Annotated in this window: 19 protein-coding genes; 2 read left to right on the top strand and 17 right to left on the bottom strand. The window is 42.0% G+C overall.

The window, feature by feature from the left end; all coding sequences use genetic code 11:
- Positions 1 to 6: 6 nt before the first annotated feature.
- From polA to citZ, 9 genes are all read right to left on the bottom strand, one after another.
- The gene (gene polA, locus NST62_RS08610; protein ID WP_141602383.1) at positions 7 to 2,634 is read right to left on the bottom strand and encodes a DNA polymerase I; all 2,628 of its coding nucleotides are present in this window, start codon (positions 2,632 to 2,634) and stop codon (positions 7 to 9) included.
- A gap of 115 nt (positions 2,635 to 2,749) precedes the next feature.
- Complete coding sequence (locus NST62_RS08615; protein WP_141602382.1) at positions 2,750 to 3,178, bottom strand: DNA polymerase I; 429 nt, start codon at positions 3,176 to 3,178, stop codon at positions 2,750 to 2,752.
- Positions 3,179 to 3,387: 209 nt separating this feature from the next.
- Positions 3,388 to 4,422, bottom strand: coding sequence for a protease modulator HflC (locus NST62_RS08620; RefSeq protein ID WP_141602381.1), 1,035 nt, complete (start codon positions 4,420 to 4,422; stop codon positions 3,388 to 3,390).
- Entirely contained in the window at positions 4,419 to 5,393 is a 975-nt protein-coding gene (hflK, locus tag NST62_RS08625; RefSeq protein WP_342462817.1) for an FtsH protease activity modulator HflK, read from the bottom strand. The genes NST62_RS08620 and hflK overlap by 4 nt, the downstream gene beginning before the upstream one ends.
- A gap of 242 nt (positions 5,394 to 5,635) precedes the next feature.
- On the bottom strand, positions 5,636 to 7,087 hold the full coding sequence (locus tag NST62_RS08630; RefSeq protein ID WP_141602379.1) for an ATP-binding protein: 1,452 nt from the start codon (positions 7,085 to 7,087) through the stop codon (positions 5,636 to 5,638).
- Positions 7,087 to 7,791, bottom strand: coding sequence for a response regulator transcription factor (locus tag NST62_RS08635; RefSeq protein ID WP_141602378.1), 705 nt, complete (start codon positions 7,789 to 7,791; stop codon positions 7,087 to 7,089). The genes NST62_RS08630 and NST62_RS08635 overlap by 1 nt, the downstream gene beginning before the upstream one ends.
- 57 nt (positions 7,792 to 7,848) lie before the next feature.
- Positions 7,849 to 8,289 carry a MaoC/PaaZ C-terminal domain-containing protein gene (locus NST62_RS08640; RefSeq protein WP_141602377.1) on the bottom strand — a complete coding sequence of 147 codons (441 nt, stop codon included), beginning with the start codon at positions 8,287 to 8,289 and terminating at the stop codon, positions 7,849 to 7,851.
- Positions 8,290 to 8,496: 207 nt separating this feature from the next.
- On the bottom strand, positions 8,497 to 9,762 hold the full coding sequence (gene icd, locus NST62_RS08645; protein ID WP_141602376.1) for an NADP-dependent isocitrate dehydrogenase: 1,266 nt from the start codon (positions 9,760 to 9,762) through the stop codon (positions 8,497 to 8,499).
- Between the two features lie 102 nt (positions 9,763 to 9,864).
- Positions 9,865 to 10,980 carry a citrate synthase gene (gene citZ / locus NST62_RS08650; RefSeq protein WP_141602375.1) on the bottom strand — a complete coding sequence of 372 codons (1,116 nt, stop codon included), beginning with the start codon at positions 10,978 to 10,980 and terminating at the stop codon, positions 9,865 to 9,867.
- Positions 10,981 to 11,248: 268 nt separating this feature from the next.
- Here citZ and NST62_RS08655 point away from each other — a divergent pair, with 268 nt between their 5' ends.
- Positions 11,249 to 12,220 (top strand): AI-2E family transporter, encoded by a 972-nt coding sequence (locus NST62_RS08655; protein WP_141602374.1) that lies wholly within the window; start codon positions 11,249 to 11,251, stop codon positions 12,218 to 12,220.
- Here NST62_RS08655 and NST62_RS08660 read toward each other — a convergent pair.
- From NST62_RS08660 to NST62_RS08695, 8 genes are all read right to left on the bottom strand, one after another.
- The gene (locus tag NST62_RS08660; protein WP_141602373.1) at positions 12,204 to 12,593 is read right to left on the bottom strand and encodes an FxsA family protein; all 390 of its coding nucleotides are present in this window, start codon (positions 12,591 to 12,593) and stop codon (positions 12,204 to 12,206) included. The genes NST62_RS08655 and NST62_RS08660 overlap by 17 nt on opposite strands.
- A 207-nt stretch (positions 12,594 to 12,800) precedes the next feature.
- Positions 12,801 to 14,561, bottom strand: a complete 1,761-nt coding sequence (pyk, locus tag NST62_RS08665) for a pyruvate kinase (RefSeq protein WP_141602372.1) — start codon at positions 14,559 to 14,561, stop codon at positions 12,801 to 12,803.
- A 27-nt stretch (positions 14,562 to 14,588) separates the two neighbouring features.
- Positions 14,589 to 15,548, bottom strand: coding sequence for a 6-phosphofructokinase (pfkA, locus tag NST62_RS08670; RefSeq protein WP_141602371.1), 960 nt, complete (start codon positions 15,546 to 15,548; stop codon positions 14,589 to 14,591).
- 153 nt (positions 15,549 to 15,701) lie between these two features.
- Positions 15,702 to 16,664 carry an acetyl-CoA carboxylase carboxyltransferase subunit alpha gene (locus tag NST62_RS08675; RefSeq protein WP_328216361.1) on the bottom strand — a complete coding sequence of 321 codons (963 nt, stop codon included), beginning with the start codon at positions 16,662 to 16,664 and terminating at the stop codon, positions 15,702 to 15,704.
- Complete coding sequence (accD, locus tag NST62_RS08680; protein ID WP_141602369.1) at positions 16,657 to 17,529, bottom strand: acetyl-CoA carboxylase, carboxyltransferase subunit beta; 873 nt, start codon at positions 17,527 to 17,529, stop codon at positions 16,657 to 16,659. The genes NST62_RS08675 and accD overlap by 8 nt, the downstream gene beginning before the upstream one ends.
- A 15-nt stretch (positions 17,530 to 17,544) precedes the next feature.
- A complete protein-coding gene (locus NST62_RS08685) occupies positions 17,545 to 18,255 on the bottom strand; it encodes a GntR family transcriptional regulator (RefSeq protein WP_246045852.1) in 711 nt (236 codons plus the stop codon).
- Positions 18,256 to 18,384: 129 nt separating this feature from the next.
- Entirely contained in the window at positions 18,385 to 21,456 is a 3,072-nt protein-coding gene (gene dnaE, locus NST62_RS08690) for a DNA polymerase III subunit alpha (protein ID WP_342462818.1), read from the bottom strand.
- An 18-nt stretch (positions 21,457 to 21,474) separates the two neighbouring features.
- A complete protein-coding gene (locus NST62_RS08695) occupies positions 21,475 to 22,419 on the bottom strand; it encodes a bifunctional oligoribonuclease/PAP phosphatase NrnA (RefSeq protein ID WP_141602367.1) in 945 nt (314 codons plus the stop codon).
- A 99-nt stretch (positions 22,420 to 22,518) separates the two neighbouring features.
- Between NST62_RS08695 and NST62_RS08700 the strand changes: the two genes are divergently transcribed.
- On the top strand, positions 22,519 to 22,830 hold the full coding sequence (locus NST62_RS08700; protein ID WP_141602366.1) for a YtpI family protein: 312 nt from the start codon (positions 22,519 to 22,521) through the stop codon (positions 22,828 to 22,830).
- Positions 22,831 to 22,860 lie beyond the last annotated feature (30 nt).

Raw genomic sequence — 22,860 nt, forward strand, 5'->3', positions numbered from 1 at the left:
ACTTCCTTATTTTGCATCATACCAAGTTTCGCCATAAGCGATATCCACCTTTAATGGTACATCAAGGGCAATGGCATTTTCCATCACTTCCGGCACGATTTCTTTCAACTTTTCAATTTCTTCTTTCGGCGCTTCGAAAATCAATTCGTCATGCACTTGCAACAAAAGTTTCGCTTGCAATCCTTCCTCTTTCAATCTCGCATCGATGTCAATCATCGCTTTTTTAATAATATCCGCTGCGCTTCCCTGGATCGGCGTGTTCATAGCCGTCCGTTCGGCAAAGCTTCTTAAATTGTAGTTTTTGCTCGTAATATCGGGCAAATATCTGCGGCGGTTTAAAATCGTTGTGACATAGCCTTTTAATTTGGCTTCCCGCACGATGTTATCCATATATTCCTTTACGCCCGGGAAGCTTTGGAAGTACTTTTCGATAAATTCGCCGGCTTCTTTTCTTGAAATATCCAGGTTCTGGGACAAGCCATAATCGCTGATTCCATAGATGATGCCGAAGTTCACCGCTTTTGCCGCCCTTCTCATATTCGGAGTCACTTCATCATGGGAAACATGGAACACTTCCATTGCCGTCCGTGTATGAATATCCATTCCTTGTTTGAATGCTTCCACCAGGTTTTTGTCTTTTGACATATGGGCAAGAACCCGCAATTCGATTTGAGAGTAGTCGGCGCTGAACAAAAGCCACCCTTCACGGGAAGGCACAAAGGCTTTCCGGATTTTCCTTCCCTCTTCCAAACGGATCGGGATGTTTTGCAAGTTCGGATCCGTTGAAGATAAACGGCCCGTCGAAGTCAATGCCTGCATAAATCGGGTATGAACTTTGCCGTCTTCCGGATGGACTTCTTTGATCAATCCTTCAATATAAGTGGATTGCAGCTTCGCAAGTGTCCGGTATTCCAAAATCAATTGAACAATTTTGTGGTGGTATCTTAATTTCTCCAAGACATCCGCCGCAGTGGAATAACCGGTTTTCGTTTTCTTGATGACCGGCAGCCCCAGTTTTTCAAACAAAATGACGCCCAATTGCTTCGGTGAATTGAGATTAAATTTCTCTCCGGCCAATTCATAGATTTCTTCCTCCAGCTGCGCAATTTTTTCCTGCAGCTCTTTTCCCATTTCTTCGAGGGTGGAAAGATCCACTTTAATCCCCCGGCTCTCCATCTCGCCCAAAATTACCGCCAATGGCAATTCCAAATCATGGTATAAATCGAACTGTTCATTTTCCTTCAGTTTTTCAGTAACCCGATTTTTGCAGTTCCAAATGGCAAGCACTTTTCTGCAGACATGTTCGGCCAGCGCTTCTTCCTTCGGCAATGCCCATTTTGCTCCTTTTCCATAAACCGATTCATTGGAATAAACATCGGTATAACCGAATTCTTTCGCAAGCGTCGCCACATCGTCGCCGGAAATTGCAGGATTGAGGATATAGGAAGCAAGGAGCAAGTCAAATTCCACGCCTTTCAATTGGATGCCGTGGCGTTTCAAAATGCATTGGGCCGCTTTTAAATCCGACATATATTTTTTCTTTGTTTCATCTTCAAAGTAGGATTTCAGGATTTCGTTCCCTTTGAAGACGTTTACCGGTACAAAGAAAGTCTTTGAACCGTCCGTGAAGCCGAACCCCAGAATGTTGCACGTATGATATTGTTCATTTTCCATTTCTACGTGAACCGCCATTTCATCGCGGAACAGGTCCTCCGAAAGTTCCCGGACAATGTCAAAATGGATGGCGGCCTTTTCTTTTTCTTCGATGTTGAAATCATGCTTTTCAATTAACGATTTAAATTGAAGCTCTTTCCAAATTTCAAGCACCGCTTCCTCATCCGGCCCCGGGTAATCGATATCATCAAGGGTGATTTCAATCGGCGCATTTGTATGAATTGTCGCCAACTGTTTGCTCAACTTCGCCAGTTCTTCGTTCTCGATCAGCTTTTCTTTCATTTTGGACGGCTTCATCTCGCCGATGTGTTCATATAAATTTTCAATCGTTCCATATTCTTTTAATAATTTAATCGCCGTTTTTTCCCCGATGCCCGGAACTCCCGGAATATTGTCGGACGCATCTCCCATAAGTCCCTTCATATCGATGATTTGTTCCGGCGTAAGTCCGTACTTTTCTTTGATATATTCCGGCGTATATTGTTCAATATCCGTCATTCCTTTTCGTGTGACGCAAACCTTGACTTTCTCTGTCGCCAGCTGCGTCAGGTCCTTATCTCCCGAAACAATGACCACATCCATGCCTTTTTCTTCCGCCTGTCTGGCAAGGGTGCCGATGATATCGTCGGCTTCATACATCTCCAATTCGTACCTTGGAATGCGGTAAGCATCGATCAGTTTTTGCAAATATGGAATCTGTTCCGACAATTCCGGAGGCGTTTTCAAACGGCCGCCTTTATAGTCTTCAAAGGATTCATGACGGAACGTCGTTTTTCCGGCGTCAAACGCCACAAGCATTTTTGTCGGCTTTTCTTCCTCCAATATTTTTTGAAGCATGGTCGTAAAACCATAAACGGCATTTGTATGAATGCCGCTGTCATTCGATAAAAGCGGCAATGCAAAAAAAGCCCGATAAGCTAAACTGTTTCCATCCAATAAAAGCACTTTCTCTTTTCCCACTCATTTGCACTCCTTCGGAAATAAATCGTCTTCCATTACTGTTTCACAGTTAGTTCCATTATAAAACACGTATCTGCCGAAAAACGACAAATACGTGTTTTTTTCCAAACTTTATTCATTTTGTACGCGGCTGATTGATTTCTTCCGTATAAAAAATTTCTTCATAAATGACGGTAAGCAGAAAAGCGTTCAAAAAGGAAATGACCAAGTACAATGGCATGCCGCCCAACTCCGCTTCCATCCAGGACCGGAAAAACACTTCGACAATCCCCACCTGTGCAAAATAAAAAATCATTCCGACCCCCACCTGCCAGATGGAACGCTTGTTGCGGCGCTGTTCATAACGGAACACTTTTTTGAAGCTGGTGCGTACATCTTCCGCAATGATGATGGAAAAGGGAAAAACGATGATAAATAATACTGGAATATGTAAAATTTCCAATTTGGACCAAGCATACGGCGTCGAATAAAATAACGCAGTAACACTGCAAGCCATTACGACCGCCAATAAACTGTTCTGGATCCATCGATTTAAGCGGCTCATAAAATCGCCTCAATTCTATCATTATTACTATATAGTAGTATATAATGAGGCTGATAGGCTGATAAAGTTGTAATTATTGCTAATCTATCCATCATTTTTTATTGATTCAAAAAAGAAAGCGGATAGGGAAACATCAACGTTTCCCTATCCTCCATTATCTGATCCTCAATCCGGCACCATCCTTCAAAAATACAAGTCTCTCTTCGTAATTATCGATTTTCGGTATATCCCGACAATAGTTTGGCATAAGGGGAGTCCTGAGGAATAATGATGACCGTATCATCGCCGATTGTTTTCTTGTAGCTTTCCAGAGTGCGGTACAATTCATAAAATTCCGGATCTTTCGAGAAAGCTTCATTATAAATTTTCGCCGCTTCCGCTTCCCCCTCCGCAATGATCAATGCCGCTTCTTTTTTCGCTGTGGAAATCATTTCTTCCACTTGGCGGTCGGTATTGGCTTCAATCCGGTTCTTTTCCGCATCCCCTTCGGATAAATATTTTTGTGCGATGGATTCACGGTCGGAAATCATCCGTTTATAAACAGACTCTTCGTTTTCTTCCGGCAAATCTGTACGGCGGATTCGGACATCCACCACTTCAATTCCGTAATTGTCCTTTTTCAATAATTCATTTACATTTTTTGTGATTTTGTCGGAAAGGCTGCCCCGCCCTGAATTTTCATCGTTGATGATCTCATCATAATTGATTTGCCCAAGTTCTGTCCGCAATACCGAATAAATGAACTCTTCCATCCGCGCTTCGGCATTCACCAAAGATCTTGCGTTTGTAATTAACGCCTTTGGATCGGTTACACGCCATACCGCATAGTTATCAATAATAATCCGCTTTTTATCCAACGTGTTAATTTCTTCCGATGACATATCGTAAATCATTAAATTCTTCGGTAAAGTCGTCACGCTTTGGATAAACGGGATTTTTACATAAAGGCCCGGCTTATCCTGATATTTCACCACTTCGCCAAACTGGCGGACAATTTTAAACTCATTCTCTTTTACAACATAAACGTTTGAAATGAATATAACAATGACTGCGACAATCGCGGTAAGAATGATGGCAGGTTTTATAAATTTCCTCGGTTCCATTGGCGGTTTGGCAGTCCTGATGATTTTTTTATCGTCCGGCCCCTTTTTGTTTACCTTAGCATTTTTCTTTCCTTTATTTTTGTTTCCAAAAAGGTTCCGGAGGAATTTATCTAAGTCTCCGTCATAGTAATTGTTGCTCATTGTTTTTTACCGCTCCCTTCATTACCGCTCTTTTTTCCGTCCTCTCCGGCAGTTTGCTGTGGTTGCAGCGGTAAATATTTCAATGTCTCTCCTTTATCGTTCATGATATAAATTTTTGCCCCTGGAAGCACTTCCTCCAATGTTTCCAAAACGAGGCGCTGACGCGTAACTTGCGGGTTTCTCACATATTCATTGTAAAGTTTATTAAAAACGGCCACATCCCCCTGGGCCTGTTGTATGCGGGCTATTTTTTCGGCTTCCGCGCGGGAAATGATTGCATCCTTTTCCCCTCGGGCCTCGCTGAGTTTTTGGTTTTCATATTTTTTCGCTTCGTTAATTTTCGTGTTTTTCGTTTCCCGCGCATCCGTTACAGCTGTAAAAGCAGCGCGGACTTCCTTGTTCGGCAATTCCACATCCTGCAATTTTACTGCCAAAATCGTCACACCGATATCATATTTTTCCGTCACAGACACCAATAAATCCCTTGTTTGATTCTCGATTTCCGCCCTTCCATCCGTCAACGCTTCATCAATGGTGGAACTGCCGATGATGGAACGGATGGCGCTTGATGTCGCGTGATGCAACAGCTGTTTTGGATCATCCGAATGGAATAAATATTTCACCGGATCGGAAATTTTATATTGAACGACCAAATCGGTGAGCACGATATTTTCATCACCGGTAATCATTTTCGTTTCGCTGTCTTTTGTGATAATCTCCCCGTCTTTTGTCGTTTCATAACCGAACTGCAGACTGTAGGTTTCTTTTGAGAGCACTTCCACCTTTTGAATCGGCCAAGGCAATTTAAAATGCAACCCGGAATCTGTAACCGTTTCTGTCGCCTGTCCAAAGGTGATCACAACCGCCTGTTCCGATTCATCTACGGTATACCAGGTTGTAAAGATGATAATAATGGAAATAATTGAAATAATTGTTAATCCTGAAATAAACAAAGTCCTCTTAACGCTCAATATGTTCTCCCTCTCTTTCTCTGTAAAAGTTAAGTTAATTGATTTACGAAATAGTTACAATGAAAGTTTCAAAGAAAATTTAAAAATTACTAAAAAAACTCGAAAATGCGATAAAAATACAAAAAACCGCCAAAAAAGGCGGCTTTTTTGATAAGAGGACAAATCCTGATTGAATAGGGGTTTCACTATAGTACTATAAATGCCTAGTATGAAGTTTTCATTACAGGATTGTAAAAAGAATGTTAATTTTCCCTGTATAAAGGAATCTTTACCCTCATACATGTTCCTTTGCCCACTGTGCTTTCCACTTCTATTTTTCCCCGATGGGCTTCCACCAAGTGTTTCACAATGGCAAGGCCTAAACCGGTGCCTCCCGAATTTCTGCTGCGGGCCTTATCCACCCGGTAGAACCTTTCAAAAATTCTCGGAATTTCACTTTTTTCAATGCCGATTCCTTCGTCCTCCACTTCAACGATTCCATGGTCTCCATCTTCTTTGATTCTTAATGTGATCACCGTATGAGGAGGGGAATAGGTAATGCTGTTTGTTATAAGATTTGTGAAAATTTGAATCAGGCGGTTTTTGTCGCCGAACACTTTGATATCCCGTTGAATATCCACATCAAATTCCATGTTTTTTTCATCCATTTTTGGACTCGTCACTTCAACCGCCCGAATCAAGACATCTTTCAGACTTGTCGGCTCCAATTGCACCTTGAAACCATGCTGTTCAATTTTTGACAGCTCCAATAAGTCCTGAATCAAAACTTGAAGGCGGTTGCTTTCCTGATAAATGATCTCCAAAAAGGAAAGGAGCATTTTTTCATCTCTGTACGCCCCATCCAGCAACGTTTCAGAAAAACCCTTAATCGAAGTAATTGGAGTCCTGAGTTCATGTGAAACATTCGCCACAAAATCCTTTCGAATCTGTTCCAGACGTATTAATTCGGTGATATCATGCACCACAATCACGATTCCGAGCCATCGTCCATGTTCCCCTACAACGGGCGCCCCATATACTTGTTTGTATATTTTTTCGTTGTTTATTTCCATTTCAATTTGCTTCCGATAAGGCAGCTCCGTTAAAAACACTTGGTCAATAAATTTCTCCAATTCCCGTGGCAGACCGAGGGATAGAAAGTTCCTTCCCTCCACTTCAAGGAAGGTCAAATGAAATTCTTCCAAAAAAAGGGCGTTGGCGATGGAAACGGTCCCTTCCCTGTCAATCATGATGAGGGCACTGCCCATATTTTCGATTAACGTTTTTAGGCGCTCCTCTTCAATTTCCCTCATCTTTTCAATTTCTTGAAGATTGCGGGCCAATATATTGATGGATTTCCGCAATTCAAGGATCGTTGCCGGACCGTTCGCATATGACCTTGCGAGATAATTTCCCTTTATTAATTCACGGGCCGTTTGGGTTACATTTTCAATCGGATTGAGCAATTCCTGAATGAGGCGATTTCCGATGTATGCAATGAGCAAAAACGCGATGAGCAACAGGAGCGCAAGGACAAAGGCAAACTGAATTTTCAATTCATCAATTTGTTCTTCGGTAAAGGGAATATGATTTGTTAAAAAAATTTTTTCCATAAGGAAAGGAAATAGCTGACCCAGTACAATGCCAAGGACAGCTATGACCGAACCGGTTAACGCAATGAAAATAAAAAACAAGCGATTACTAGGCAGCTTCATCATTTCGGCTCCTCAAATTTATAACCGATTCCCCTTATTGTTTTGATAAACTTCGGTTTCCGGCTATTCTCTTCAATTTTATCCCGCAAATGGCTGATATGAACGTCAACGATCCGCGTATCCCCCATAAAATCATAGTTCCATACGGCGCTTAACAATTGTTCACGGGTCAACACGCGATTTTTGTTTTCCAATAAATAAACAAGCAATTCAAACTCTTTCGGTGTAAATTCAAGGGGGTGTTTATCTAAAAACGCTTCAAATCGGTCCGGATAAACCTCCAGATTGCCAAACTGATAATATTTCTTTTTTTCCTGTTCATGCTGCGCTGGATGGAAACGGCGCAAAACCGCTTTAACACGGGCGATGACTTCCCTTGGACTGAAAGGTTTTGTCATATAGTCGTCGGCACCTAATTCAAGCCCCAACACTTTATCAAACTCATCGTCCCGGGCTGTCAACATAATGATGGGAATGTTTTTCTTTTGTCCCCTCAATTCTTTGCAGATTTCGATCCCATCCATCGTGGGCAACATAAGATCTAATAAGATCAAATCCGGCGATTCGTTTAAGGCAATTTCCAATCCTTCTTTTCCGTCATTGGAAACTAAAACTTCATACCCTGCACGTTCCAAATTATATTTCAGCAATGTCGCAATAGGTGCTTCATCTTCTACGACTAAAATAGTTTTTTTGTCTGTCATTTTTTCCTCCATCAAGTGCGTAATGATTTGAAACCCCCATTTCAAACCAGGAATTTGTTATTTCATTGGAGGGAAAACTTTGAAGATTCCTTGCAATACAAGCTGATGCTTTTTGTTCATTCCATTGACTTGAATCATCACAAGGTTGTTTTCATAATCAATTTGTTGAACTTCCAACAAAATTTCGATGGTTTCATAATGATATACCGGTTCCAAGTTTATTAAATTCTGTTCCCGGATATGCGAACCTGGACCGGGCAAATATTTCGAAATGGCGCTTGTTACAATCCCATTCAACATGATTGGCGGGACAATCGGTTTTTTGAAGGCTGTCTCTTTGGCATATTCATGTTGAATGTACAAAGGATTGCTGTCATTGGTTAAACCCAAGTATAATAGCAAATCTTTGTCTTCTATGGTTTCAACCAAGTGGATCCTTTCGCCGACAGTCAGTTCATCAATTTTTTTACCGGTCTTGGTTCTAGCCCCTTTTAACAATTGAACGATTCCCCCTAAATATTAACATCAGTTCCATAGTATCATTTTTTTCAGAAAATAGCTACAATAATAGCAAATCTTGCGATGTTGCGGCAAATATTGCCGAATTCAACAGATTCTATGAGAAAATGAAAAAGATCGCCCCCGTTGCAAGCCTGGGACGACCTTTTGATCATATACGGTAAAATTCCGAACATATTTTAGAGATTAAAGATTTTTGATAACAGCATCTGCAAATTCAGAGCATTTTACTTCAGTTGCGCCTTCCATTAAGCGGGCGAAGTCATAAGTTACCACTTTGGAAGCGATTGTTTTCTCAATTGCATTAATGATTAAGTCAGCAGCTTCTTTCCATCCAAGGTGTTCGAACATTAACACACCGGAAAGAATTACGGAAGATGGGTTCACTTTATCTAAACCTGCATATTTAGGTGCAGTTCCGTGAGTTGCTTCGAAGATGGCATGTCCAGTTACATAGTTGATGTTGGCACCTGGAGCGATACCGATACCGCCAACTTGTGCAGCCAATGCGTCAGAGATGTAGTCACCGTTCAAGTTCATTGTAGCCACAACGTCGAATTCTTTTGGACGAGTTAATACTTGTTGCAAGAAGATGTCTGCAATTGTATCTTTAATGATAATTTTGCCGGCTGCTTCTGCTTCCGCTTGGGCTTCGTTTGCAGCTTCTACACCTTTTTCCGCTTTGATGCGGTCGTATTGTTCCCAAGTGAATACTTTATCGCCGAATTCACGCTCAGCTAATGCGTAACCCCATTTTTTGAATCCGCCTTCTGTGAATTTCATGATGTTACCTTTATGAACTAAAGTTACAGATTTGCGGCCTTCGCGGATTGCATATTCAATTGCGGCGCGAACGAGGCGTTCAGTACCTTCGATGGAGATTGGTTTAATACCGATAGCTGAAGTTTCAGGGAAGCGGATTTTCTTTACGCCGAATTCGTCTTGAAGGATTTTAATCAATTTTTTCGCTTCTTCTGATTGCGCTTCATATTCGATTCCAGCGTAAATATCTTCTGTGTTTTCACGGAAGATAACCATGTCTACATATTCAGGGTGTTTTACAGGAGATGGCACGCCTTGGAAGTAACGTACTGGACGCAAGCATACGTACAAGTCTAATTGTTGACGCAATGCTACGTTAAGAGAACGGATTCCTCCACCGACAGGAGTTGTAAGAGGACCTTTGATGGCGATCAAATATTCGCTGATTGTGTCCAAAGTTTCTTGTGGCAACCATTCGCCAGTTAGCTTATATGCTTTTTCTCCGGCAAGAACTTCTTTCCATTGGATTTTTCTTTCGCCGTTATATGCTTTTTCAACAGCTGCATCGAATACGCGAACAGCGGCTGCCCAGATATCTGGTCCTGTACCGTCTCCTTCGATGAAAGGAATGACAGGGTTGTTAGGAACTATTAATTTACCATTTTCTACTGTAATTTTACCGTTAGTCATGTATGTTGCCTCCTATATTCATAAGTCTAGGACTGTGTCATGCAACACAGTCCTAGTGTATTTTAGCATATTTTCTAGAAATTTTCTCTCACCATTTATAAATTATCTTTCGTCAATTGGGATATATTTTTGATGTTTTGGTCCAACATATTCTGCACGTGGACGGATTAAGCGGTTGTTCGCATATTGTTCAAGGATGTGGGCAAGCCATCCTGAAGTACGGGATACAGCAAAGATAGGAGTGAATAAATCATGCTCAATATCAAGCGAATCATAAACTGATGCCGAGAAGAAGTCAACGTTGGCTGGAAGACCTTTTTCTCTTACTACGATATCATGAATTTTCACTGACATTTCATATAATTCAGGTTTGCCTTTAAGCGCAGTCAATTTTTCGCTCATTGCACGCAAGTGTTTCGCGCGTGGGTCTCCTTTGCGATATACGCGGTGACCGAATCCCATAATTTTTTCTTTATTTTTTAATTTGTTCATGATATAAGGTTCAACGTTTTCGATTGAACCGATTTCAGTAAGCATTTTCATTACTTGTTCGTTTGCTCCGCCATGAAGAGGACCTTTTAATGCGCCGATTGCTGCTGTGATTCCGGAATATACGTCTGATAATGTCGCTACACAAACACGGGCAGTGAATGTAGATGCGTTCAATTCATGGTCAGCATGCAACACTAGCGCTTTATTGAATGCTTCCACTTCGATTGGATCCGGTTCTTTGCCGTGCAACATGTAGAGGAAGTTAGCAGCATATCCTAATTCAAGTTTTGGAGCAACAGGCTCTAAACCTCTGCGTACGCGAGAGAATGCGGCTACGATTGTCCCGATTTTCGCTTGGATGCGGATCGCTTTGCGATAGTTGGCATCTTCGCTCATTACATCCGCTTCATCATCGTATGCGCTCAACAAAGAAACAGCTGTACGCAATGCAGCCATTGGATGAACTTTGTCTAGTGGCATTGCTCTGAATAAATTTATAATTTGCTGAGGAATTTCTGCGTTTTCGGCAAGTTGTTGTTTAAGTTCTTCCAATTCTTCTCTATTTGGCAGGCGTTGATGCCACAATAGATAAATCACTTCTTCGAAAGAAGAGTTTTCAGCCAAATCATCGATGCTATACCCTACATATGTAAGTGTATCATCGATAATTGAACTGATTTTAGATTCAGCAGCAATAATACCTTCTAATCCGCGTGTTGCTGTCATAAAAAATCGCTCCCTCTCTTAAAATTTAATGAGTGTCAGTCCCACCTTGTAAGTGCTTTCTTTTTCTTCTATGAGACTTACGGTCGTTTCGCTCAAAATGAACCTATTATTAAATCGCTTACAACGACTATTATAATAAATTTTGACGGCTTTGTGAATAATTTTTCAAAAATAAAGAAAAAACCGCATTTGCAATAAAAATGTTGATTTTTCGAGAATATTTTCGTTTTAACGAGATTATATTTACTTAAACCAGGGGTGATCCGCATTGCAATTGAATAAATTTTCTGTTTATTCTAACAAAAATATTCTCCAATTTTTTGTCCTCGTCCTATATTTTGTGCTGCTTTGGCTGGTATTGCCGATTTCCCTTGCCATTTTCTTTGCGTATTTATTATATCCGATGATCCAATTTTGCCATCAACGATTGAAACTACCTTATATCATAAGCGCCATCATTATATCTATATTTATTTTTATATCATTTTATTCCTTTTTTTATATTACAATTCAAAGCATTATAGCCATTTATCCCGAAATCAAAAAGCAGGTGGAAGAACTTCAGCTATTTGATTCCGAATACATGATTATTTTAGAAAACATTTTTAAACAATCATTGAAATATATCGATACCGCCCTTATGGGAATGGCTAGTTATTTGCAGGATATCTTCCAGTATTTGTTTGAAATATTTATTTTTTTCGTAGCTTTCTTCTTTGCCATATTCGAATCCAAAAGGGACCGGCACTGGTTTTTTATCTATGTTCCAAAACAATACCGCACCATTTGGAAAAAGTATTTTGCGAAAGCAACCAGTTTATTCAGCTATTTTTTGTTCGTGAATTTTCAATTGTTTATAATCACTTTCTTTCTGCTCAGCATTGGACTTGCACTGCTGCGATTTGAAAATCCGGTCAACAAAGCGTTTTTGATTTCTTTCGCGGATGTTTTGCCGTTTTTCGGTATCGGTCTGTTTCTGATCCCTATTTCGATTTACTTTTTTGCAATCGGGGAAAAGTTTTTGAGCCTGGCCATATTATTGCTCTATATTTTTATACAAATTACAAGGCAGCTTACCGAATCATTGCTGTGGGCATCCACTTTTCAATTGCGGACGGTCCACACCTTTCTCATCAGCGCGGCATCCATTTTGCTGTTCGGCGTATATGGAATTTTGCTCAGTCCGTTTTTCTTGTTGATTGCCGTGAAAATAAAACAAAAATCTATCTCTGGATTATAATCACATGTTTATTTTCCATTTTTTTTCGAATCCACTCGATTATTACAGGTTTATACATTTTTCTTGTCCATGGAAGAACCAATGTCATGGCAATTAAATCCGAAATAAATCCGGGCATCAAGAACAATACCCCTCCCAAAAAAACCAAAAATGCATCAATCATTGCATGTCCGGGTGGTTCTCCCCTATAAATGCTTTCCTGTATATTTTGAATGGATTTCAACCCCTGATTTTTCGTGATGGCAATCCCTGCCAAACTTGCCAGTATGATGAGGAGCAATGTAGGGAAAACTCCCAGCCAATTCCCGACAACAATAAACATCGCAATTTCAAACAGAATAAACGCGATAGAAGCGAAGAAGATTTTTTTCAACGACTACCCTCCATTAAAGTAATTTTCCTTTACAAAATTTTATTACGAAAATATAGAAAAAAGTTTCAGTGTACTAAAAATCTTTCGGCAAGTTTCCTCTCAATATTCCCTTTTCACGATGTTTCCATCACGGTATTGATTAATTGACCAAAACAGGGCTGTTAAAAAGTGTTTACTTTTTAGACAGCCCTTCTACTCATTAATTGCTTATAGGACACTTGCGTGACCTTTATAAATGACTCCCGTTTCCGCATCCATCGTAATTTCCTGGCCATGACGGATGATGGATGTCGCCTCTTTCACACCTACGATGACAGGGATTCCCAAACTTAAACCAACTACTGCCGCATGGCTTGTCAATCCGCCTTCTTCCGTAATAATGCCAATGCATTTCTCAATTGCCGGCATCATTTCCCGGTCCGTTCCGACGGTTACGAGAATTTTTCCTTCCACATCATATGCTTGCGCTTCTTCCGCGTTTTTCACAACAACCGCCTTTCCTACCACCGATTGTTTGCCGATTCCTTGGCCGCGGGCTAACAGGTCGCCGATTACATGGACTTTCATCAAGTTTGTCGTTCCTGATTCGCCCACAGGAACTCCCGCAGTGATAATGACAACATCTCCATGGTTTACATAACCATATTTCAGCGCTTCGTCCACCGCCAATTCCAATATTTCATCCGTTGTCTTCGCTTTATGGGTAACAATCGGATAGACACCCCAAACAAGCGTCAATTTTTGCGCTGTTGAAGGGTTATCCGTAATGGCGATAATCGGCACGCCTGGACGATATTTGGCGATCAATTTGGCCGTCACACCGCCCGCTGTCGGCGCAAGCACCGCTTTTACCCCCAAATTAATGGATGTGTGTGAAACCGCCTGGGAAAGGGCTTCTGTCATCGTAGTTTCTTTTTCGCGGCTTCTCGTTTGGACAATCGCACGATAATCCAACGAGTTTTCCGTAAATTCCGCTATTCTGTTCATCGTTTTTACCGATTCCACAGGATAAAGGCCGGCAGCCGTTTCTCCCGAAAGCATGATCGCATCCGTTCCGTCGAGGATTGCGTTTGCTACGTCGCTTGCTTCTGCACGGGTTGGCCGAGGATTGCGCTGCATGGAATCCAGCATCTGGGTTGCCGTAATGACCGGTTTCCCCAATTGATTGCATTTTTTTATCAACGCTTTTTGTACAAGAGGGACTTCTTCCGCAGGAATCTCCACCCCTAGATCACCCCGGGCAACCATTAATCCGTCGGACACTTCGATGATTTCGTCGATATTGTCCACGCCTTCCCGGTTTTCTATTTTAGGGATGATTTGAATGTGCCCTCCGCCGTTTTGTTCGAGAAGCTCCCGGATTTCCAACACATCTTTTGCGGTACGGACGAAGGAAGCGGCGATAAAATCTACTCCTTGTTCAATTCCAAATAATATGTCCTTTGCATCTTTTTCCGTGATGCCAGGCAGTTTGATGGAGACCCCCGGCACATTTACACCTTTTTTGTTTTTCAACACCCCGGCATTTTCAACAATAGTATGAATTAATCCTTTTTCATAATCTTTGGCTAGCACCCGCAATTGAATAAGTCCGTCATCCAATAAAATAATATCGTTTTGGTCGACATCATAAATTAATTTGTCATACGTTACGGAAAAACAAGTCTCGTCCCCGAGGACTTCCTTCATCGAAATATCAATGACTTGTCCCGTTTGCAAGTGAACTTCCCCGTTTTTCATATCGTGTGTTCTGATTTCGGGACCTTTTGTATCGAGCAGGATGCCGACAATTTTATTTAATTTATTGGCAACATCCCGTATCGTCGCAATCCGCATTGCATGTTCTTCATGGGTTCCGTGGGAAAAGTTCAGTCTCGCAACATTCATTCCCGCTTTTATAAGTTCTTCCAGAACCTCGGGAGATTCACTTGCAGGTCCGATTGTACAAACGATTTTTGTCTTTCTCATATCCATTCTCTCCATTTTCAGTTTGATTTATATTGAAAGTTCTTTTGATAAAGTATATAAGCCGCTAGTATTTTTCTGTTCCGTTTTAAAAATCTCCTGTAAATCATAATCATATAATTGATTATTTTTTATACCGACGGCGCGTCGGGTCTTTCCTTCCAATAACAGTTCCACTGCAAAGGCGCCAAATCGGCTTGCCATGACCCGGTCATAGGCCGATGGCGAACCCCCCCGCTGAATATGGCCTAACACGGTAATCCTCATATCGATTCCTGATTTTTCCTTTAGCATGCGTGCAAGTTCCGAGGCGGGCATTACCCCTTCGGCGACGATGATGATGCTATGTTTTTTCCTGCGAGCTTCTCCGCGTTTTATGCGCGCAATGATTTCATCTATATCATAGGGTTCTTCTGGAATGATAATGGATTCGGCCCCTGCAGCAAGTCCTGACCATAAAGCGATATTTCCGGAATGTCTGCCCATTACTTCAATAATGAAAGTATTTTCATGGCTTGTTGCTGTATCCCGTATTTTGTCAACGGCATTCACAACCGTATTTAACGCCGTATCAAAGCCGATGGTATATTCCGTGCCTGGAACATCATTATCGATCGTTGCAGGAACACCAATACATTTTAATCCCAAATCCGCCAATGCGTAAGCCCCGCGGAAAGAGCCGTCCCCACCAATCACAATCAGCCCTTCAATTCCCGCATCCTTCATTTTTTCTATCCCCTGCAATTGATATTTTTGTTCCTTAAATTTGGCGCATCGGGAAGAATACAATTTCGTTCCGCCTCGCTGAATGATGCCGCCAACGGAGCCCAAATCCAACAATTCCATTTTACCTTGAATAAATCCCTCATATCCATGATATATTCCATAAACTTCGACACCATGATAATTTGCTTTTCGAACGACGGCACGAATGGCCGCATTCATGCCGGGTGCATCACCGCCGCTCGTTAATACTCCAATTCTTCTCACGTATCTCCCTCCAATGTTAACAATAACATAAAAAAATTCCATTGGAACTAGAAACTTCAATCTGTTCATTTAACATTCATTATAAAATAAAATGACAAAATCCATGGATAGTTGGATTTTGTCATTTCCTTGGAGAATTTTCTTCACATCCCGTTAAACGGATTCTTCAATAAAATCCCCTATTTTCCGGAATTTCTCGTACCGGTCCCGAATAATTTCTTCTTCCGACATGGCCGATAATTCATCAAGCCCTTTTTTCAAATATTGCTTTAAAATGTTTGCTTGTGTTTCCGGATCGCGATGGGCCCCTCCTGTCACTTCAGGGATAATTTCATCTATGATTCCCATTTTTTTCAAGTCTTGGGCCGTTATTTTCATCGCTTCAGCCGCCTGTTTTGCAAGGGCGGCATCCTTCCACAAAATTGAAGCGGCACCTTCAGGGGAAATGACGGAGTATGTGGAATTCTCCAGCATATAGATGCGGTTGGTCACCCCCAGCGCCAATGCACCACCGCTTCCTCCTTCCCCAATGACAACGCAGATGACAGGCACTTTCAAGCCGGCCATTTCAAACAAATTTCTTGCGATGGCTTCGCTTTGCCCACGTTCTTCCGCAGCTTTCCCTGGATAAGCCCCTTTCGTATCGATAAAACAAATAATAGGACGGCGAAATTTTTCCGCCTGCTTCATTAAACGCAATGCTTTTCGGTAACCTTCCGGATGGGGCATCCCAAAATTCCGCCGTATGTTTTCCTTGGTTGCTTTCCCGCGCTGATGTCCAATGACCGTGACAGGTTGGCCATCAAAAAACGCGATTCCTCCAACAATTGCTTCATCATTGCCAAAACAACGGTCGCCATGGAGTTCGATAAAATCCGTGAATATTTTTTCTATATAATCCAGCGTTGTCGGACGTTCCGGATTTCTCGCAACCTGCACCCGGTCCCATGGTTCCATGTTCGAATAAATTTTCAACTCCAATTGGTGCAAACGTTCTTCCAATGTTCTGATTTCTTCGGACATATCCACATCCGCCGACTTCGCCAGTTCCCTCAATTCCTCAATTTTTTGTCTCAGCTTAATAATCGGTTCTTCAAAAGACATCGGCTTAGACACCAGAAACTCCCCCTCTCTTGTGCAATTTCACAATCGTCGCCACTTTATCCCGCATTTCCTTTCGATGGAAAATTGCGTCCAATTGGCCATGGGCTAATAGAAATTCTGCGGTTTGAAAATCATCAGGCAATTTTTCCCGAACCGTCTGCTCAATCACCCTTCTACCGGCAAAACCGATGAGGGCTTTCGGTTCGGCAATGTTGATATCTCCCAAAGAAGCAAAACTTGCAGAAACGCCGCCAGTCGTCGGATCTGTCATGATGGAAATAAACAGCAATCCTTCCTCGCTATGGCGTTTTAAAGCAACGCTTGTTTTCGCCATTTGCATCAAAGAAATGACGCCTTCCTGCATCCGGGCACCGCCGCTTGCGGTAAAGATGATGAAAGGCACTTGCATTTCAGTCGCTTTCTCGATGGCGCGGGTAATTTTTTCACCCACTACAGAGCCCATTGAACCCATGCGGAAATGGGAATCCATCACCGCTACAACGACTTTTTCTCCCTTTAATGTTCCGCTGCCGGTGAGCACCGCTTCAGAAAGTCCCGTCTTCTTCATGTCCGCTTCCACTTTTTCGATATAGGATGGGAAATTTAAAGGATTTGTCGTACGCAAATGCTCGTCAAACGGTGTAAATGTTTCCGGATCCAGGAAAGAGTCGATTCTCTCCCAAGCGGTCATTTTAAAATGATGATCACAATTAGGGCATACTTTCAGATTCGTTTCCACTTCTTTTGTCAGAAAGATTTTTCGGCATGATGGACATTTCGTCATCAAATCCGCCGGAAACGAGCTTTCTTTTTTCGGATTGGCGAGAGCCCCTTTCGTCTTTTTTCTGTTTATAGTCAGCAAATTTTTTATTGCCACACTTTTTCCTCCTAATTAATCATTTTTATCATCATGTTTTTTCAAATAATCCATCCATTCACTATATGCTTCTAATGCTTCCTTTTCATATCCAAGCTGCAATGACTTCAAAAGCCTTTGTAAAATGGGCTTTTCTTCCTCTGTAGTGACTTTTCTTAATGAACCTGCGCTATAAGCGGCGAGTTGAATCCATATTCTCAAAGCCAGCCGGTTTTCAGAAGCGATCATAAGTTCACGCAAAATATGGTCCCGAATAACATCTGTTTCCAATTCGATATTCAAAAACAAGCTTTCCCATACGGGAAGTTCTCTTAATCTTTCATTTGAACAAATAATGCGGATGGCTTCCCTTTCATGAATTTCCCTCGTTTTATGAACGTCTTGGATCGACTGGTTCTCCTGCAGGATAAAGGTCGCCAACAATTCAACCAACCGGTATTGCTGGGAGGAAGCCAAAAACGTCCCTCCCCCGTGGCGGGTTTCGATAATTCCAAGCAGCTCCAGGCTGCGCAACGCTTCTCTCACTGAAGAACGTCCAACGCCCAACATTTCGGATAAAACTCTTTCGGAGGGAAGTTTATCCCCGGGTTTTAGTTTTTGGGTAATGATGATGTCCTTCAATTTACTAACGATTTCCAAAAAGACCTTTTTATTTTCTTGTTTTTCATTCATGTCCACTTTAGATTTTTTTAACAACCCCTTATATCGAGCATTCATTCTATCCATAATAAGTATATGCCTCTTCAAAAGTGGTCAGACCACTTTTGTTCCAGTTTACAAAATGTCTTCCGATTTGTAAAGAAAAAACTGTGCAAAATTGCACAGTTTTCGTAATTCCTGTATAAAATTATCTCGTTATTGAATGAATTTTATTATTTTTACGACGATTTGCGGCTGATTGAAGCGGTATTGCACTTTCCCTTCCATATACACCATTGCGTCTTCCTTGATCCATCCAAGGCAGTCATTATACAGTTTCGGGAAGATTGTGGCCGAAATTGCACCAAACTCATCTTGCACTTGGACAAAAGCCATCAGTTCCCCTTTTTTCGTGCGAATTTGGTGAATGGACTCGACCATCCCCACCAATTTAACATACGCATCTTGGGGAGCGCTTTTTACAAGAAGCGTATTTGTATTCACTTGTATTCGTTTTCGGACATTTGTGGCAGGATGTTCGGATAAATAAAATCCAAATACTTCCTTTTCAAATTGCAATTTGATCTTATCCGGCATCGGTTCTGCTTCCTGGTATTTGGGCTTGCCAAATAAAGAAGTTTGCGAAGCGAACAAATCATCTTCATCCGTCGGACGGGCAATTTTAGCATGCTTTTCCGCCGCTTCAATCGTCGCAAGAAGCGTTGCCCGATCCTTTCCGAAGTCATCGAGCACCCCCGCCTTAATCAATGATTCGATTGATTTGCGGTTAAAATGCTTGCCGCTTAAAGAAACGGCCAAATCGAACAAATCATGAAACTCTCCTTGCTCCTTTCGGGCCTGTATCAATTTTTGCAAAAATGATTGGGAAAGGCCCGATATGGCAGACAAACCGTATCGGATCTTTCCATTTTCCACGGTGAACCCCCGGCTGCTTTTATGAAGGGAAGGGCGCAAAACGGTTATGCCTTTGCTTCGGGCTTCGACAATAAACGAGAACAATCTTTCCTGGTTTCCCGCTGCAAAGGTCATCATGACCGCATAGAATTCCAATGGGAAATTGGCCTTTAAGTAGGCCATCTGGTAAGAAATCATGCTGTATGCCACCGCATGGCTTTTCGCAAACCCGTAATCGGCGAACCGGACAATCTGTTCGTACACCGATTCGGCCACTTCCTTGTCATATCCATTTTTTACTGCCCCATTGACAAAAGCCTTTCTCTGCTCTTCCAGCACTTCCCGTTTTTTCTTGCTCACCGCGCGTCTCAGCAAGTCGGCCTGCCCCAAAGAAAACCCTGCTAATCGATGGGCGATTTGCATGATTTGTTCCTGATACACAATGATTCCATACGTTTCCCCCAAAATCGGCTCCAAATCCGGATGGGGCATCACAACAGGCTCCAACCCTTTTTTTCTTCTCGCATAAACCGGTATAAATTGCATCGGTCCGGGTCTGTAAAGGGCATTGACTGCAACAATATCGGAAAAACGGGTAGGAACAATTTCCCGCAATGCATTTCTCATGCCTTCCGATTCCAACTGGAAGATCCCCAATGTATCCCCATGCTGCAACAGTTCAAACGTTTTCCGGTCATCCAATGGAATTTCATTTAAATCAATGTATATATTTCGGTTATAATGAATCATTTTTAGAATTTGTTCAATCATTGTTAAATTGCGCAGCCCCAGGAAGTCCATTTTTAACAAGCCCATCTGTTCCACTTCCTGCATTGGCCATTGGGTGATGAAAATCCCGTCATGCCCCTTTTCAATTGGTACCACTTCCACCAATGGCATTGGGCATAATACCACCCCTGCGGCATGGGTGGATGCATTTCTGGGCAACCCTTCCAACTTTAATGCCGTTTCAAACCAACGTTTTCGGATGGGTTCCTCCCCGATCCATTTTCTGAACGGTTCGCTTGCGTCGTAAGCTTCTATTAACGTGATGCCCAATCTATTTGGAATCAGGCGGGAAATCATTTCCAAGGTTTCCGGTTCAAAATTGAACATCCTTGCAACATCCCTGGCGACGGCTTTTGCAGACAAAGTTCCGAAGGTGATGATTTGCGCCACATGTTTTTCCCCATATTTTTTTGCAACATATTGAATGACTTCGTGCCGTCTTGTATCCACAAAGTCTATATCGATATCCGGCATTGAAACCCGCTCAGGATTTAGAAAACGTTCAAACAAAAGCCCGTAACGAATCGGATCCACCTGGGTAATGTATAAAGAATAAGCAACGAGCGAACCTGCTGAAGATCCTCTTCCGGGCCCCGTCAAAATTCGCTGCTCCCGGGCATAATTCATAAAGTCTGCCACAATTAAAAAATAATCTGCAAAGCCCATCGAACAGATGATTTCCAATTCATGGTCCAGGCGGTCAAGATAGACTGGATCCGGGACATCCGTTTTTAACCTCTCTTTTAATCCTTTTATGGCCAATGCTTTCAGCACCTTTTCCGCACTTTGTCCTGCAGGCAAAGGATATTTGGGCATGATGTGCCCCTTCGATTCGATATCCGCATGGCAGCCGGAAAGCATTTTCCTGCTTTCTTCCAGCCATTCCGGATGATCATGAAACCATTCCATCCATTCGCTTCCGGTCGGAGTATAATGGTGTTCTTCTTCACTCATTTGCATTTGTTCGCTTAGCTTGATTCCCTGATCGATGCTTCGTGCAACCCGATAGCTGAATGCGTCTTCCCGTTTTAAATAGAGGCATTCATGAAGGGCCATAATGGGGATGTTAAATGTTTCCCCCAAACGGATAATTTCGTCCTCGGCAGGTGATTTTTCCCCTTCGCCCCGGGAAACTCCAATCCATATCCGTCCACGAAAAACTCCTTGCAAAATTTCAATGGAGGAAACATGCTTCAACCAGATGGCATGATCTTTGTCAGCCGGAATCACCACACAGATTCCCTTTGAATAGCCTTTGAGCCACTTGAACGGCAATTGTTCATCCTCCGTGATGGCTATACTGCTGGAAATCTTTAAGAGATTTTTATATCCATCGTTGTTTTGGGCGTAAATCAGGAGGGGCAGAACGATCCCTTCAAACCGTACTTGTACCGAAAGACCGGCGACCGGATGAATCCCCGCCTTTTTTAAACCATGGTAAAAAGGCAAAAGCCCGTACAATTTGGAATTGACAATTGCACAAGCTTCTGCCTTTTGTTCAACTAAAAAAGGGATGAGTTCCTCCAAACGGATCGTACTTTTTAATAAATCCGCGCTTGTACGTACTTGTGGGTAAACGGACAATCTGCATCCCTCCTGAATTTATCGGTACTCTTTGCAAAGTTGTTGTAAATCCGCAATGACCTGTTCCGCTTCTTCCCATGAATGGACGGTTGCCCCTGCCGCCAGAGGATGTCCGCCGCCATTGTATTTTTTTGCAAGCTGGTTCACAACGGGACCCTTTGAGCGCAGTCTTACACGGATCTCATTCGGTTCTTCAACAAACATGATCCATGCACGGACCCCTTTAATATTGCTGAGAGACCCCACCAAAGAGGAGGTTTCGGAAACCGTCACACCAAATTCTTCCAAAAGTTCTTTCGGAAGTTTGATATACGCGGCACCATTTTCATCCATTACAAAGTTTTGATACACGTACCCCTGCAATTTTAACAGGTTTGAATCCATCTCATACATGCCATTGAAAATTGCGTTGCGGTCGAATGGATAATTGATCAATTGCCCAGCAATTTCAAAAGTTCTTGTCGTCGTGCTTGGATATAAAAATCTCCCAGTGTCCCCGACAATTCCCGCAAAAAGGAATTTCGCGCCATTTTCAGACAACTTCCAATTTTTATATTCCCGGCCTTCTTCATACAATTCATAAATCATCTCGCTGCAAGAACTGGATCCTGTATTGACCCATAACAAATCCCCATAGGCGTCATCATTTGGATGATGATCGATTTTTATGAGAAAATCTCCTCGGGAATACCGATCGTCATCGATTCTGCCGGTATTTGCGGTATCGGTTACAATGACAAGAGCACCTTTGTATTCTTCATCGGAAACGGTATCCGGACAGCCCAGATAAGAGAGACATTCATCATGGGTGCCAACCGCATACACTTTTTTGTCCGGATAGTTATCTTGAATTAACGCTTTTAATCCAAATTGGGATCCGTAAGCATCCGGGTCTGGACGGATGTGCCGGTGAATGATGATAGTGTCATATTGTTCAATTTTGTCAATGATTTGTCTTTTCAAATGATTACCCTCCACATACGCAAAAAATTTTTTTAGTATATTAGCATTTTTACAAAAAAATCGTTACAATAATTTTAGTTTGTTTAGGAGGTTCTGAAAATGCTAAATGCAATTTTTGTTACACTTATTATCGCTTCATTTGCCGCCTATTTTTACTTTAAAACAAAACAATTTCGATCCACTTTGCCAATCCAGAAAAAATGGTATAAAGCAAAAGCCGGAGTTGCATTGGGCCTCTTTGTTGTATTTTTCGGCTTAAACACATTCGTTGTCCAAGATACATTATTAGGCTATATTGTGGGCGCGGTTTTTGTAATTGTGGGACTCGTAGAATCCTACTATAGCTTCAAAAGGGCAAAACATGAAGGAAAATTTGTTCAGGAAGAATATGAATTAAATAAACAGCAATAGTAAGAAATGCGCTTTGAAAAAGTTGTCCAT

Origin of the sequence: Ureibacillus sp. FSL K6-8385 (assembly GCF_038593155.1) — a bacterium.
In the GTDB taxonomy this organism is placed as follows: domain Bacteria; phylum Bacillota; class Bacilli; order Bacillales_A; family Planococcaceae; genus Ureibacillus; species Ureibacillus terrenus.